The sequence below is a fragment of the Pseudoalteromonas sp. CO109Y genome (genome assembly GCF_004208935.1).
Classification (GTDB): domain Bacteria; phylum Pseudomonadota; class Gammaproteobacteria; order Enterobacterales; family Alteromonadaceae; genus Pseudoalteromonas; species Pseudoalteromonas shioyasakiensis.
Window position 1 is genome coordinate 37,523 of record NZ_SGPD01000043.1, and the last position, 13,866, is coordinate 51,388.

The following is a 13,866-nucleotide window of genomic DNA, read 5'->3' on the forward strand; positions in this document are numbered from 1 at the left end:
CTAGCACCTAGCACCTAGCACCTAGCACCTAGCACCTAGCACCTAGCACCTAGCACCTAGCACCTTCAATCATTTCCCCAACGCTTTATCTAGCTCTTCTCTTAACCGAGGGCCTTTTAGGTTTTCAGCCATGATTTCGGCAACTTTTGCATTACTGCTATTTTCAAGAGTGGTAATTCGTTCTGCTAAATCACTGGCATAACTATTGTTGCCGTCTCTTGTGGCACGGAAAAATTGGCTGATGAGGGCTGTGGCAGAAATATTGCGAACATAATCATTATCGTCAGTTTGTAACAGTTTTTGAAAATGCTCAGCGAGCTTAGGCGAGACGTTATTTTGGCGAGATAAATTCTCTAATGTACTGATACGAATCTTAGGGTCATTCGTGTATTCGCTAATGCTTATCATGGCATCGATTACTGCATTTGCTTGGCTGTCGTCCAAGTCGCGTCTGAGCATACCTAGGGTCATTTTTAGTTGCCCGTAGGCTGCTAAGCGCTCATTTTCGGACTTACTCAAATTGAGTAAGGTGGCAAGAGCTTCATTTATTGAGCTGTCGGCATATTGTGGGTCTGCTTTGATGCGTTCGCGGTAGTCATCAGGTAAATTACTTAGCCAGCCAAGCGCTGGATTTCTTTTCTCAATTTCGACTCGTCGCTCTTTTTCTTGCTGTTCCATTGCTTGTTTAACTAATGAGGCAAGTCGCTCAGGATCAATTGTTGGCGCTTGATTTTCAAGCTCGTGAATGCGTGTTTCGAGATCTAAAATATAGCCATGTAAGGCAACTAGATTTTCTCTGTCTTGCTCTGGAATGGTTAACTTTTTTAAGTTAGGTTTTGCTTGCTGAATAACTACAGGCTTGTCAGTCGAGTTTACTTTTGTATAGCTATAAATTGATAAGCCAAGTGCAATGCTTGCAAATGCCAGCGCAGTATTCCCTTGCCAAGTTGACATATCACATCATCCAAGTTGCTTTGTAATATCAGCAGATTAAAACAAGCTATTTGTATTATCAAATACTTATGATGATAAAAATAAAAAGCGCAGCTAGTTAGCTGCGCTTTTAAATAGAGTTTGTGTCGATTAATGGGCTTTTGCGTATGCTTCAGCTTGTTGCCATACACGTAGCATATTGCCACTTAAAATCTTTTTGATGTCTTTATCACTATAACCACGGTCCATTAGACCTTGCACAAGGTTAGGATAGCTAGAAACATCTTTTAAGCCAGTAGGTAGAGAGTCGCCTACACCATCGTAATCTGAGCCAATACCCACATAATCGATACCAATTAGCTCAACTACATGGTCAATGTGATCAAGTACTTGTTCTAAGCTTGCAAATGGAAACGGGTTTTTAGCGCGATAAGCAGCATCAAAATCTTTGCTTAGCTTAGTACCGTCTTTTTTCTTTTCAGCCTTTGCTGATTTAAGTTGATCGTACCAAGAGCCTGCTTTTGCAGTAACAAAGCTTGAACCGAAGTTAATTTGAATAACACCACCATTCTTTTTAAGAGCTAACAGCATGTCGTCATTCATATTACGCTCAAAGCCAGGGGTGTATTTACGCAGTGACGAGTGTGAAGCAATCACGGGTACCTTTGAAATTTCCATCACTTGGTAAAACGCATCATCAGAAATATGCGAAACGTCAACCAGCATACCAATGTTGTTCATTTCTTTTACTAGCTCTTTACCGAACGGGCTAAGGCCTTTCCACTTACGACGGATGTCATAAGATGAATCAGAAATGTGGTTGCTCTGTGAGTGAGCTAGCGTGATGTAACGTACGCCACGCTCATAAAAATGCTTAAGGTTTTTAATGTCGCCTTCGATAGGTGAGCCGTTTTCCATGCCCATAGCAATCGACATTTTGCCTTGTTTAAATTGCTCTTTAATATCGGCAGTTGAGTCTGCAATAGCGAATTTACTTGGTGCGCGTTGCACAATCGCTTCCATAGAGTCGATTAGCTGATTTGCTAATTGATAGCTTTTACCTTTGCCTTCAAATTCTAGGTTTGCAGGAATGTAAATTGACATGAAAGGAGCGTTCAAACCACCTTGCACAGCACGCGGATAATCAAAATCACCGTCGCTTGTAGCTTTGGTTACGTCAGCCCACTTGTTATGAATACGGTAAGGCACATCGATATGGGTATCGATTAAAATAGTGTCTTTTGCTAGTTTAATGGCTTTATCTGATGCAGTAACCTGATCTGCATTTGCTTGACCAATTAAGGCCAAAGAAACTGCGGCAACCAGTGAGCTTAGTTTTTTCATTTTTTAATGGCTCTTTAAGTTAAAAAGCCATTGTGAAGGGTTACAGTGTAACTTACAAGTTTAGTCGTTAAACGACGCTTGGTACTCCGGGTCAGCTTGTAGAGCAATGAATTCAGCTTTAGATATAATCGTAACTGACTCATGTAACTCAGAAAAAAACACCATGGCTTCACCATTTTTAAGCTGTTGATGAACCTGCGCTACTTTGCTTTCAATGCTAAATTCTTGTTCGCCGTAATCAGTGCCTTCACGTAAAACATAACTTTCGATTAAATTATACAGAGTCTCTTTATCGAGGCGTTCGTGGGGAATGATCATAACTGCTCTTTTTTAACTAATTGTTGAAAATACTCAGGAACAATTCGTTCAAGCCAATATTCGGGCTTAAAAGGGTTTTTACCGCTAATAAATCCGACATGGCCCCCTTGTTCTGAGATGCGCAGCGTAACATGTTCACTCACATCTAAGCTATCTGGCACGGCTTTTATTGATAACATCGGGTCATCTTTTGCGTGCACAATCAGCGTAGGTGTTGCAATGCTTTTTAAAAATGGTTTTGCACTCGCTTGCTGATAGTAATCTTCAGCACCGGCAAAGCCATGCAATGGTGCCGTGAGCATATTATCGAATTGCCATAAGTCATCAATCGCCATGAGCTTTTCTGGCGTTAGGCTAATTTGCTGTTCGATTTGTGGTAGCTTTCTTTGCATCGACTTTTTCATACGGTCGAGCAAATACTTTTGATAAATCTTGCCTAAGCTTTTGCGAATTACTTCGCAAGATGAAGATAAGTCAAATGGCGCAGACACAACGGCTGCGCCAGTTAAGTTTGATTTAGTACCTTGCTCACCTAAATACTTTGCCAGTACATTTCCACCTAACGAAAAGCCCACGGCAAATAACGGGCGTTTTGGAAACTTGCTCTTCAGGTGGCTGATGAAAAAGCGCAGGTCTTCTGTTTCGCCGCTGTGATAAGCACGTGCCAAACGGTTAACTTCGCGAGAGCAGTTTCGAAAATGCATTAATACCACAGCAAAGCCTTGCTGCTTAAGTTTTTTCATCATGCCTTTAGCATAAAAGCTGTTTATATTGCCTTCTAAACCATGCAATACAATAGCGAGGGGTGCTTGCTCGTTATGAGGTGTTGCCCAAGCCAGTTCTAAAAAGTCGCCATCTGGAGTATCGATTGTCGATAAGTCGTAGCGGGTATTATGAAAAGGGCGAAAAAAGCGCGGCATTATGGTTTGTAAATGGCGATTGCGCATCCACCACGCAGGCTTAAACTCAGGTAACATAGCTGACACTTTCGAAACAAAATAAGCGCCTATTGTAGCAAGTTTTTGCTTTTTGAGAACCGCTACAAGATTTTAGCTAGCTGCAAATAAAAAGCCCCTAAACAATAAATTGGATAGGGGCTTTGTGCGTCGTGCTTAATTCTTACTTAGGAACTTCTGCGTCGTGTATTTTCTTAATAAAGAAACCAACATAGAAAAGGCATAAAACGATAACAACTGCCAAAATGCCGAATGACATAAATAAAACTGGGTCGCTAAAAAAATCTCTGAAGAATACGTTCATGGTTGTGCCTCCTAATGTCTATGAGTTAATCATAGGCTGGCTTGAGGGCGGCTGATATGATCCAGATCAAGCTATTTTCCTGATGCTAAATAAGGCGATTTAATAGTTGATTTGGATCAAGTTTATTAGGGGAGTTCGGAGCTTTCAGACATGCGAGAGAGGGGAATTTCTACGCATATGACAAATGTCGCTTGCTTGAGGCTAATAGGGATTAGTCTCGCTAGGAGCTAGGAGCTAGGAGTTAGGAGCTAGGAGCTAGGAGCTAGGAGCTCCTATGCTAACTCACTTCTAACATGCTTTAAGTAGGCTTGTAGGCTTTCTTGCCATAGGACTAATGCGTCGGTTAGTGATTCCTTTAAAGGCTTGTTGTCGAGCAGTTTACGCTCGATTTTCTTAAGTTCTAAACCATAGCGGTTAAAGCCTAGTTGTAAAGCCGTGCTGGCTTGGCGGTGCAGTAGCTTGATGCACTGCTCTTTATCATCCTCGACGAGCTGTTGGCAGCGGATCAGTTTGTTTCTGGCTGACAATACAAACTCGTTGTAAATCGATGACACTTCATCTTCACTGAATGAGCTGACAAGAGTCGCTGCGGCTGTTTCATCATAGAGTGTATCGCGCAGCTCAACAGCAATGCTTGCTGCTTGATTACTTTGTGAATCACTAAGTGCTTGGCGTAGTTTTTGTTGCTTAATTGGTTTGCCAACAATGTCTTTGATGCCAAGTGCTAAGTATTCTTTTATTTCATCAGGGCTAAGGCTCGCGGTGAACGCTAACACCGGGGTTCGCTGGTTTAAATGGTCGATATTTTTTAGCTTTTTCAGCACTTCTTGGCCTGTTAAATCAGGCAAATTCATATCGAGTAATACCACATCAAAGTGATGTTTTTGCATTAGTTCAATGGCACTAGTACCATCTTTTGCAAGCTTAATCTTGTGCTCGTCATCGGCCATAAATTCAATGGCAATTTTTTGGTTTAAGTCGAGGTCTTCAACTAATAACACGTCTAGGCCAGTAACATAATCTTTTGATTGGTGGCGCTGCTCAACAAGACTAAGCTCGCCAATGGCAAGTGGAATATCAAAGCTGAAAGTACTGCCTTTATTAAGTTCACTCTCAATATTGAGCTTGCTGCCTAACTTTTCCAGTAAGCGGCTGGTGATTGCTAAGCCAAGGCCTGTACCACCTTTTTCTTTACCTGCGCTGCTTTGAACATAAGGTTCTGTTAGGTATGCAATTTCTTCATCTTCAATACCAGGTCCTGAGTCAATAACACTAATGCGAACAAGGTGATCTAATTGCCCTTCATTGAGCAGTTTTACTTGGATTTTGACTGCACCTTGGTCGGTAAATTTAATCGCATTACCTACTAAGTTAATAATAACTTGTCTGAGTTTTTGTTGGTCGCAGTAATAACATGCTTGATCGGGCAAGTTGTATATAAGTTCAAACTTTAAATGTTTTTGCTCTGCTAAAGGGCTGAGTAAAAGGCACAGGTTATTGAGCCAGGTTTTAAACTCGACATCTTCTTCGTAGAGCGCTTCATCACGCTGATCAAGGCTAGCGTAATCGAGTACTTTATCGACCAGTAAGTTTAGCGACTCAGCTGAGTTAATTATTGCTTCACAATAAGGTTTGTCACGTGGGTCACTCGACTGGTTCATGATTAGCTGTGCACTACCCAAAATGCCATTTAACGGCGTACGTATTTCATGGCTGATAGTTGATAGGAATAAACCACGAATTTCTAAGTCTTTATGAGCTTTTTCAGCTAACTGATTGAGGTTTTGTTCGCGGCGTTCATTACATAATAGTGCCATACCAGTTGCATAAAACATCGGCGCAATAACACCATTAATAAATAAAGTGATACTAAACCAATCCGCTGACAATAAGCTTGCCGTTGTGACATCTCCCATCATTAAGGTTCGGCCTGTAAATATAGCCAGAATAATGCTGAGAATTAAAATGTAGACAATACTGCCATTAGGGTAACTTTTACGGCCATTTCGAATAAATAATGCCAGTAAAAACAAGGCTTCAACTATATGCTGAAGATCAGAAACCAAAATTCGACTACGTAACTCTGCGCTATCAGTGGCAAGGTAAATCATGGTAATCGCGAGCGCCACCGTTATCGCAACAAAGGTTTTAAAGCCAACGCATTTGGCATTTAAAAATTGGCAAATCGCAAGTACATGAATAATGGAAGCACTAAAGAGTAGGGTGTTTGCGATAGCAACACTGGCAATATTATTGATATGACCATGCAATGCAAAACTCATTACCGATGCAAACATCACTAGAGGGTAGAAAATATAGAGTAAGGTGCCCGGAGTATTATTATTGGTTCGCCATGTAAGGTAATTAAGAAGAGTCATCACTGCCATCATGGCAGCACTGGCGTAATATAAAGTGGCTGAGTCGAGCATTGTATTTCCGGTGTTTTGCAATCAGTTTGAGCATAAAGTCAATTACAGTGTTTAGCAACCAGAAACAAAAACAGACGCGGCTGCGTCTGTTTTAACTTGTAGGATGTTTAGTTTAGCGAATTTCGTCTGGAATATTCTGCTGTGCCCAAGACAATAGCTCGATACGGTTACGACATTTAGTTTTTCTAAATGCACTATATAAGTGAGTTTTAACTGTATGTGGGCTGATGCTTAAGTCTTCAGCAATTTCTTTATTTTTCGAACCTTTACTCATTAGTGAGATAATTGCTTTTTCACGTTTAGTAAGTTTAACCGGTTCGATGTCACCATCTGTCAATTTGTGGAGTGCGTCTTTATTGAACTGCAACATACGATTTAGTGCATTACACATGATGTCGCGGCGATACCATAGTTGATCTTCAAGTAATAAACGAATGCCTTTCATTAACACATCAGCATTATCTGTTGTGTAAAACACACCACGAATACCACTTAATAGAGCACGGTTTGCAAGTTCAGGGTTTTCATCTAGGTTAAACAGCACGATATCGCATTTTAATCGTAAATTAACTAGCTGCTCTTTTAACTTGCCCCACGGATCTGTGCTTGACGTTTCAATAAATAACAAGCGTGTTCCTTCTGGTACTTCAGAGATATCAGTACCAGATGTCACTGCTAGTCCTTGTGTTTTTAACAATGGCTCTAATACGTTAATGCCAATAGTGTTAATTGGCTCTGGATCTAATAATAAAAAGGCTGAACTACTCATATATATACACTCTTGAATAAAGTTGACAGTTAAATCCTATCACGCAATCCACCCCTTTCGTATTAGAAATTTCTGAGAGTTGTGCAGGAAAAGTACAGTTTGTGTCTGTTTTGTGTCAAAAATTACAGTTAGTTAACTAATCGCAATATGTTAACTAACTGATATATATTTATTATAGCCAAAAATAATATGTTTGTGCTACTTTTTACATTTGTTTACATGTTAAAGTATTAGATTGCTGTTTTTTTCTTGTCCTGATATGGAGGCCAGCCCATTTCTTTACCTGCTAACATGTGTAGGTGTATATGGTACACAGTTTGTCCGCCGTGGTCATTACAGTTCATTACGACGCGAAATCCGTCTTCACTAAAGCCAAATTGTTTAGCGAGTTTTGCAGCAACTACATATAAGTGACCGACTAAAGCGGCGTTTTCTTCCGTAACATCATTAATCGTCGCTATTGGCGTTTTTGGGATGATCAGCACATGAAAAGGGGCTTGTGGGTTAATATCTTTAAAAGCTAAAGATAGATCGTCCTCATAAACAATATCAGCTGGGATCTCTCGGTTAATAATCTTTGTAAAAATAGTCTCTTGGCTCATACTTAGCTCTCTTATAAATGTGGTTAAATGACCGCCCACTAATGACAAACTTTATTTGCAGTGTCAAACTGAAACTGCCGCAAGTTGAACAACCAAGGAGTGAACATGCGTAAATTAGTATTACTGAGTAGTGCGTTAATGCTATTTAATAGTTTCAGCAGTGTAGCTGAGACTATTCACTTTCCCGAAGAGTTTGTACCCTTACAAGTTGGAGAGCGCCTAATTGAACAGTCGTTTTTCAGTCGTGTTGACGATGTTGAGCTTGCCCCTGGTACTTACCAAGTGAAGATGAAATATACCGATCTTTACGAGCAAGGTTATGATGACCATCAAGTTGTTGAGTCAGAGCCATTTTGGGTTGAGCTTACGGTAGAGAGTGGCAAAGACTATGACCTAGTGTTTAATCGTGCCAGTAATGCTGTTGCGGCAGAAGTGTTTGCTGAATCACCGCAAGTAAGCTTAAAAGCCAAGGGCAGTGAACTTGCTGTGCCGCTATCGATAGTGAGCTATCGTGCAGCTAGCGCGCCTGCACAAGCTGTAGCCAGTACCCCAGTTGCAGCTACAAGTACAAGCAACAAGCCTGCGACAGCAGTCCCTGTCACATTGCCTGCAAAAGTACCCGGCGGACAAGCGGGTTTGAAAAATATGCCAAGTGCGGCTGCGATGCTTGAGTTTTGGTGGCAACAAGCAAGCCCTGAAGAGCGCCGTGCGTTCTTACAAAAAGTAAGTAACTAATAAAATAATTAAAAAAGGCGCTGATTGCAGCGCCTTTTTTGTGTTTGATGACTTACTTTGCAAATAAGTCGTCAACAGTACCTTGTGCAAGTGGGTGGTAACCCGGACGTGCTTTTAAGTACACATCATGCGCCCAGTCTTTTTTACCGTTTTTAATAAGTGCTTTATAGAGTGGCACAATTAATTTACGACGACCGATGCCTGATAGGTGTTCATCAAGCGCTGGGTAAATTGGTTGATAACCATTACCTACCGCTAGCATAAACCATGCGAAAGCACGCTCTGCATTAGTTGACTGTGTTAGGTTGAATTGATTATCAAGTTCAGCCATTTTTTCGATGCTTAAATCGCGAGGTAGGTTATTCAAAAAGTGTAGCCACTCGTGAACTGACCAATCCGCTGTTGGTAACTGGGCTGCACTGATCTCACCGTTTAACCATGTTTTGGTCACAGCATCAACTTTATCGAAGGCATCAGACGTTGGGTTAGGAGCATCGCTTGGTAAACCAGGCTCAAAGATCCACTCATTAACTTTATCCATGCTCACAACGCCTGGATATTTTTCGATCAAGTTAGCTTTTAAGTAAGTAACAAATTGCGCTGTTGTAAGAGACTTAAACGCAAATTGGTCAAAGTAACCCTTTACGAATGGGTCAAACTTATCACGGCCAAATTTGTTTTCTAGATAGATTAAGAAAAGCTGACCTTTAGTGTAAGGCACTGAGCTAAATGCATCATCAGGATCGCGGCCATTAAGTTTTAAGTTAAGACGCGTATCTGGTGCTGGTAGAGTTTTAAGTAATGCACGTAAGCCTGCTGCATCAAGCGCTTGTTCCATAACTGCACGGTCACGGCCAAACACTTCTTCCATAATGCGGTTTTCAACGTAAGACGTGAAACCTTCGTTTAGCCATAAGTCTTCCCAAGTCGCATTAGTTACTAAGTTACCAGACCAAGAGTGAGCAAGCTCGTGAGCAATTAGGTTTACTAAGCTTTTATCGCCAGCAACAACCGTTGGTGTGATGAATGATAAACGAGGGTTTTCCATGCCACCAAATGGGAAGCTTGGCGGTAGCATTAATAAGTCATAACGACCCCATGCGTATTCGCCGTACATCGCGTTAGTTTTATCGATCATCGCTTGCGTGTCGTTAAACTCAGCAACTGATGCATCTAAAATTGTTGGCTCAGCAAAGATACCCGTTTGCTTAGACATGGCTTTAAATTCTAAATTACCTGCACCAATTGCGATTAAGTATGGCGAAATTGGTTGTGGCATATTAAAGAGATAATCGCCGTCCTTATAAAGTGCATCTTTGTTATCAGCACTCATTACCGCACGAATGTCTTTAGGAGTGTGAATACGTGCCGAGTAGGTTACGCGCATTGCTGGCGTATCTTGTACTGGGATCCAACTACGAGCATGAATTGCTTGTGATTGGCTGTACATAAATGGGTGTGATTTACTGGCTGTTTGCTCTGGCGTTAACCACTGTAAACCTGAAGCTTCTGGGCGGCTGTTGTAGTAAATACGTGCTTTAACCGCTTGGCTTTTAAATTTAATTGTTAATTTTGAGCCCTTCACGTCATCACGTGCAGCAAGGGTGAAGTCAGCTTTGTGCCAGCTGCCTTTTTGATCTTGATACATTACTTTGTCGATATCTAAATCGCGTGTATCAAGTACCAGTGTTTTGCTTGTTGCATTGTGCCAATCTAGCGTGTGCTCAACAAAACCTTCTAGTTGTTTGTCATCAAAATCAACATCTAAATCTAGTAGTAGGTGAGTGGTTGTTACGTCATCTAAGTTTGCGTAAGTGTGCTGGCTGATTGCATCTGCAGTTGCTTGAGAGCAAGCACCGGCCATAGCAAGACTTAAAAGTAATGGTTTAAACTTCATAATAACCCTGGAACGGAAATGAAAAAGAGCCCGTTTTATAACATGATTAGTGCAGTGGGTTGAGTGATTTTTACAATCTAATGCGTATTTTGCGACGATAGGTTACACTAATGCGATTAGTTACCGGTAACCTTTGAGGCGTTTTGTGGCTCAGTCCCTGCAATCTTTTCATACCTTCTCTTTGCCAAGCCAATGTCAGCATTTTTATCAAATTGATGAAGTGAATCAGCTTTTAAGCACAGACTTTTCTGGGCCATTTTGTATTTTAGGTGAAGGCAGTAATACGGTGTTTTTATCTGACTACCAAGGTTCTGTGATCCACATGAATACGAAGGGCATAGATATAGAGCAGCAAAGCGATGGCTTTTTATTGCACATTGCAGCCGGAGAAAACTGGCACCAATTAGTTGCTATGACTATTGCTAATGACATGCCTGGGCTTGAAAACCTTGCTTTAATACCTGGGACTGTTGGTGCTGCACCAGTGCAAAATATAGGTGCTTACGGTGTAGAGCTTGAAAAGTTTGTGAGTTATGTCGAATACTTTGATATTGCCACCAAAACCATAAAGCGCTTAACTAAAGGCGAATGCCAATTTGGCTATCGTGACTCTATCTTCAAGCATGCACTGAAGAACAAAGCTGTAATCACCCAAGTAGGGTTGCTGTTACCTAAAAAATGGCAGCCAGTTCTGAGTTATGGACCATTGCAACAGCTTTCAGAACCCTCTCCACAGCAGGTATTTGAGCAAATCATCACAACCAGAAATAGCAAACTACCAAACCCCAGAGAACTGGCAAATGCAGGCAGTTTTTTCAAAAACCCGGTGATCAGTAATGAGCAACTTGCGTTACTTTTAAAACAGTACCCAGAACTACCTCACTACTATGTGGATGCTGAGCATCATAAAGTTGCGGCGGGGTGGTTGATTGAGCAAGCAGGGTTAAAAGGCTTTAAGATCGCCGGTATTGAAGTGCATCAGCAGCAAGCTTTAGTGCTAGTAAATCATGGTAACAGTACAGGTGATGACTTAATTGCCATGGTAAAGCATGTACAACAACAGGTTTGGCATAAATATCAGATTGCTTTACAGCATGAAGTACGTTTGATCAATGCTGATGATGAATGCCACATTGAATTGGGAGCTTCATCATGAAAGCGCCAGATGGAAATAAGCTCGCTATTTTACAAGCTCTAAATACCGGTGGTTTTATTTCTGGTCAGCAATTGGGTGAGCAGCTCGGTATTAGCCGCGCAGCAGTGGGTAAACATATTCACTCTTTGCAGGAAATGGGGCTCGATATATTTAAGGTTACGGGTAAAGGGTATTGCCTTAATAATAGTGCAGGCTTACTGAACAAAGATAAAATCGGTCAGCATTATAATGAATTAGGTGGCAGCACCGCGAATGTTGAAGTGCAGCCTATTATTGACTCAACCAACAGTGAGTTAATGCGCCGTTTGCAAACAGAAGTATCTCTGCCATCTGGAAGCGTATTAGTTGCAGAAATGCAGCAAGCGGGAAGAGGGCGCCGTGGGCGCGTTTGGCAATCTCCATTTGGCGCAAACTTATACTTTAGTTACTTTTGGCGTTTGGATGATGGTTTGCAAGCTGCTATGGGGGTATCTATTGCTGTTGGGCTTGCTGTTTACGATACGCTTAAAGCCTTATATCAATTAGATGTAGAGCTTAAGTGGCCAAATGATATCTACTTAAACCGTGAAAAATTAGCGGGCGTATTAGTTGAACTTGACGGCCAACCACAAGGTCCTTGTCAGCTTGTAATAGGTATAGGTATCAATTTACATATGCCAGAAAGTGTTAGCCAGCACATAGATCAAGCATGGACTGACTTAAGTCAGCATGTGCAGGGGTTAGATAAAAACAAGCTGGTGGCCTATTTATGCTTTTATTTAGAAAAACGCTTAGCCCAGTATCAGCAATCGGGTTTAAACGATATGTATCTACAATGGAATCAATTAAATGCATTTGCAGGCGAGTGTGTTGAGCTAAATACGGGTCATCGTAGCTGGCGTGGTATTTGCGAAGGAATTGATAATCAAGGTGGCGTACGTATTCGTCAAGACGGCGAAGTGAAAAGTTATTATGGCGGTGAAATTTCATTACGTAAGGCTGAGCTATGAAACTATTAGTGGATGTTGGCAATACCGCAATTAAAGCCGTTTTGTTTGATGGTAAGGATTACCAAAGCTGTGAACTCAGCAATTTACCTTGGTCACAAATAACAGAGCTGGTCTATGCCTGCGTAGGTAGCACAGCGCTACTTAAACCGTTATTAGCACAGGCGCAGCAACATGCTGTTCCTTACTTTGAAGCAGACGTCACAGCAAAACTTGCTACGTTAACCTGTGCTTATCAGCAGTTTCAAAACCTAGGAATTGATCGCTGGCTCGCGGTGATCGCTGCGTATGTAGAATATCCCGAGCAAAACTGCATTATTATCGATGCCGGTACAGCAACGACAATTGATGTGCTTAATAAAGAAGGCGCGCATCTAGGAGGCTGGATCTTACCTGGCCTTGATTTAATGACCTCATCACTTACCCAAAATACGCAACGCGTGTTTGATGATGAGCAAACCCCATTTACGACTGAGTTAGGGCGTAATACGCCAAATGGCCTAAAAAATGGCGCTATGGTTGCTACTCTTGGTGCAATCGAGCAAGCAAAACAACATCTTAACCAGCAGGGTTGTCAGTTATTATTTGCTGGTGGTTATGGCAAATTGTTAGCAGATACATATATAGATGCTAAGTTTGACAGCTTGCTCGTGTTTAAAGGACTGAATTATTGGCGTGAATTAGCTATAAAGCAGTAAAAATACGGGTTTTTGCCTGAATAGTGAGCGTTTAACACATAAATTCACATTTTTTTTAATTTTATGGTTGCATCACAATAAACCTTACCTTAGAATCTCGCCCCGTACTAAAGCAGTGCCGACTTAGCTCAGTTGGTAGAGCAACTGACTTGTAATCAGTAGGTCATCCGTTCAACTCGGATAGTCGGCACCACTTTCCTTTTACCGGAAGTGACTTAGTAAAGAATTTTCGTGGAGGGGTTCCCGAGCGGCCAAAGGGATCAGACTGTAAATCTGACGGCTCAGCCTTCGCTGGTTCGAATCCAGCTCCCTCCACCACTTTATTCTTGACGGTTAGAGGTAGTTTAAGAACAGGTTCCTATGCGGGCATCGTATAATGGCTATTACCTCAGCCTTCCAAGCTGATGATGCGGGTTCGATTCCCGCTGCCCGCTCCAGACTTCTGGTGTTGCTGATATAGCTCAGTTGGTAGAGCGCACCCTTGGTAAGGGTGAGGTCGGCAGTTCAAATCTGCCTATCAGCACCAGTATCGAGAACTCATCTTAATTTCTTCCTTTATCTGTCAGAAAAAACTATTTGAAATTTGAAAAAATTAAATTAATCTACCCTCGGTGGATTATTTTCATATGTAATCTAGATACACAAAACTGATAGGTTCCGTCATGGCAAAAGAAAAGTTTGAACGCGTAAAACCGCACGTAAACGTTGGTACAATCGGCCACGTTGACCACGGTAAAAC

At 41.5% G+C, this 13,866-nt stretch carries 13 protein-coding genes, 4 tRNA genes and 1 pseudogene; 9 read left to right on the forward strand and 9 right to left on the reverse strand.

From position 1 onward, the window contains the following. Positions 1 to 69 precede the first annotated feature (69 nt). The 8 genes from EXT43_RS20135 to EXT43_RS20170 all read right to left on the reverse strand — a co-directional run bounded on the left by EXT43_RS20135 (position 70) and on the right by EXT43_RS20170 (position 7,655). Positions 70 to 954 (reverse strand): hypothetical protein, encoded by an 885-nt coding sequence (locus tag EXT43_RS20135; protein ID WP_130167781.1) that lies wholly within the window; start codon positions 952 to 954, stop codon positions 70 to 72. Between the two features lie 129 nt (positions 955 to 1,083). Continuing rightward, on the reverse strand, positions 1,084 to 2,277 hold the full coding sequence (locus EXT43_RS20140; protein ID WP_054563921.1) for a dipeptidase: 1,194 nt from the start codon (positions 2,275 to 2,277) through the stop codon (positions 1,084 to 1,086). 60 nt (positions 2,278 to 2,337) lie between these two features. Continuing rightward, a complete protein-coding gene (locus EXT43_RS20145) occupies positions 2,338 to 2,595 on the reverse strand; it encodes a YheU family protein (RefSeq protein ID WP_054554495.1) in 258 nt (85 codons plus the stop codon). Beyond that, entirely contained in the window at positions 2,592 to 3,572 is a 981-nt protein-coding gene (locus EXT43_RS20150; RefSeq protein ID WP_130167782.1) for a hydrolase, read from the reverse strand. Before EXT43_RS20150 ends, EXT43_RS20145 begins: the two co-directional genes overlap by 4 nt. Before the next feature lie 142 nt (positions 3,573 to 3,714). Further along, positions 3,715 to 3,855: a DUF3149 domain-containing protein gene (locus EXT43_RS20155; protein WP_119852677.1), complete on the reverse strand. Its 141-nt coding sequence runs from the start codon at positions 3,853 to 3,855 to the stop codon at positions 3,715 to 3,717. A gap of 272 nt (positions 3,856 to 4,127) precedes the next feature. Next, positions 4,128 to 6,284: an ATP-binding protein gene (locus tag EXT43_RS20160; RefSeq protein WP_058583721.1), complete on the reverse strand. Its 2,157-nt coding sequence runs from the start codon at positions 6,282 to 6,284 to the stop codon at positions 4,128 to 4,130. A gap of 112 nt (positions 6,285 to 6,396) precedes the next feature. Next, the gene (locus EXT43_RS20165; RefSeq protein ID WP_054563917.1) at positions 6,397 to 7,053 is read right to left on the reverse strand and encodes a response regulator transcription factor; all 657 of its coding nucleotides are present in this window, start codon (positions 7,051 to 7,053) and stop codon (positions 6,397 to 6,399) included. 230 nt (positions 7,054 to 7,283) lie between these two features. Next, positions 7,284 to 7,655, reverse strand: a complete 372-nt coding sequence (locus tag EXT43_RS20170; RefSeq protein WP_062564697.1) for a histidine triad nucleotide-binding protein — start codon at positions 7,653 to 7,655, stop codon at positions 7,284 to 7,286. Positions 7,656 to 7,760: 105 nt separating this feature from the next. Here EXT43_RS20170 and EXT43_RS20175 point away from each other — a divergent pair, with 105 nt between their 5' ends. Next, the gene (locus tag EXT43_RS20175) at positions 7,761 to 8,390 is read left to right on the forward strand and encodes a DUF2057 domain-containing protein (RefSeq protein ID WP_130167783.1); all 630 of its coding nucleotides are present in this window, start codon (positions 7,761 to 7,763) and stop codon (positions 8,388 to 8,390) included. 52 nt (positions 8,391 to 8,442) lie between these two features. On the opposite strand, the gene EXT43_RS20180 is transcribed toward EXT43_RS20175, so the two are convergent. Next, complete coding sequence (locus tag EXT43_RS20180) at positions 8,443 to 10,287, reverse strand: M1 family metallopeptidase (protein WP_130167784.1); 1,845 nt, start codon at positions 10,285 to 10,287, stop codon at positions 8,443 to 8,445. 145 nt (positions 10,288 to 10,432) lie between these two features. Between EXT43_RS20180 and murB the strand changes: the two genes are divergently transcribed. From murB to EXT43_RS20220, 8 genes and pseudogenes are all read left to right on the forward strand, one after another. Then, positions 10,433 to 11,443: a UDP-N-acetylmuramate dehydrogenase gene (murB, locus tag EXT43_RS20185; protein WP_130167785.1), complete on the forward strand. Its 1,011-nt coding sequence runs from the start codon at positions 10,433 to 10,435 to the stop codon at positions 11,441 to 11,443. Continuing rightward, positions 11,440 to 12,432, forward strand: a complete 993-nt coding sequence (birA, locus tag EXT43_RS20190) for a bifunctional biotin--[acetyl-CoA-carboxylase] ligase/biotin operon repressor BirA (protein WP_130167786.1) — start codon at positions 11,440 to 11,442, stop codon at positions 12,430 to 12,432. Before murB ends, birA begins: the two co-directional genes overlap by 4 nt. Continuing rightward, on the forward strand, positions 12,429 to 13,127 hold the full coding sequence (locus tag EXT43_RS20195) for a type III pantothenate kinase (RefSeq protein WP_130167787.1): 699 nt from the start codon (positions 12,429 to 12,431) through the stop codon (positions 13,125 to 13,127). The genes birA and EXT43_RS20195 overlap by 4 nt, the downstream gene beginning before the upstream one ends. A 117-nt stretch (positions 13,128 to 13,244) precedes the next feature. Further along, positions 13,245 to 13,320, forward strand: a tRNA-Thr gene (locus EXT43_RS20200). A 40-nt stretch (positions 13,321 to 13,360) separates the two neighbouring features. After that, positions 13,361 to 13,445, forward strand: a tRNA-Tyr gene (locus EXT43_RS20205). A 44-nt stretch (positions 13,446 to 13,489) separates the two neighbouring features. Beyond that, a tRNA-Gly gene (locus EXT43_RS20210) sits at positions 13,490 to 13,564 on the forward strand. Positions 13,565 to 13,577: 13 nt separating this feature from the next. Beyond that, positions 13,578 to 13,653 (forward strand) — tRNA-Thr (locus EXT43_RS20215). A 136-nt stretch (positions 13,654 to 13,789) separates the two neighbouring features. After that, a pseudogene (locus EXT43_RS20220) lies at positions 13,790 to 13,866 on the forward strand (elongation factor Tu); the annotation flags it as partial.

Bases quoted from the DNA above. Each gene is read 5' to 3' on its own strand.
- EXT43_RS20175 (WP_130167783.1), top strand. From the start codon at position 7,761: ATGCGTAAATTAGTATTACTGAGTAGTGCGTTAATGCTATTTAATAGT.
- EXT43_RS20135 (WP_130167781.1), bottom strand. From the start codon at position 954: ATGTCAACTTGGCAAGGGAATACTGCGCTGGCATTTGCAAGCATTGCA.
- EXT43_RS20155 (WP_119852677.1), bottom strand. From the start codon at position 3,855: ATGAACGTATTCTTCAGAGATTTTTTTAGCGACCCAGTTTTATTTATG.
- EXT43_RS20180 (WP_130167784.1), bottom strand. From the start codon at position 10,287: ATGAAGTTTAAACCATTACTTTTAAGTCTTGCTATGGCCGGTGCTTGC.
- EXT43_RS20195 (WP_130167787.1), top strand. From the start codon at position 12,429: ATGAAACTATTAGTGGATGTTGGCAATACCGCAATTAAAGCCGTTTTG.
- EXT43_RS20170 (WP_062564697.1), bottom strand. From the start codon at position 7,655: ATGAGCCAAGAGACTATTTTTACAAAGATTATTAACCGAGAGATCCCA.
- EXT43_RS20145 (WP_054554495.1), bottom strand. From the start codon at position 2,595: ATGATCATTCCCCACGAACGCCTCGATAAAGAGACTCTGTATAATTTA.
- EXT43_RS20160 (WP_058583721.1), bottom strand. From the start codon at position 6,284: ATGCTCGACTCAGCCACTTTATATTACGCCAGTGCTGCCATGATGGCA.
- EXT43_RS20165 (WP_054563917.1), bottom strand. From the start codon at position 7,053: ATGAGTAGTTCAGCCTTTTTATTATTAGATCCAGAGCCAATTAACACT.
- EXT43_RS20140 (WP_054563921.1), bottom strand. From the start codon at position 2,277: ATGAAAAAACTAAGCTCACTGGTTGCCGCAGTTTCTTTGGCCTTAATT.
- birA (WP_130167786.1), top strand. From the start codon at position 11,440: ATGAAAGCGCCAGATGGAAATAAGCTCGCTATTTTACAAGCTCTAAAT.
- EXT43_RS20150 (WP_130167782.1), bottom strand. From the start codon at position 3,572: ATGTTACCTGAGTTTAAGCCTGCGTGGTGGATGCGCAATCGCCATTTA.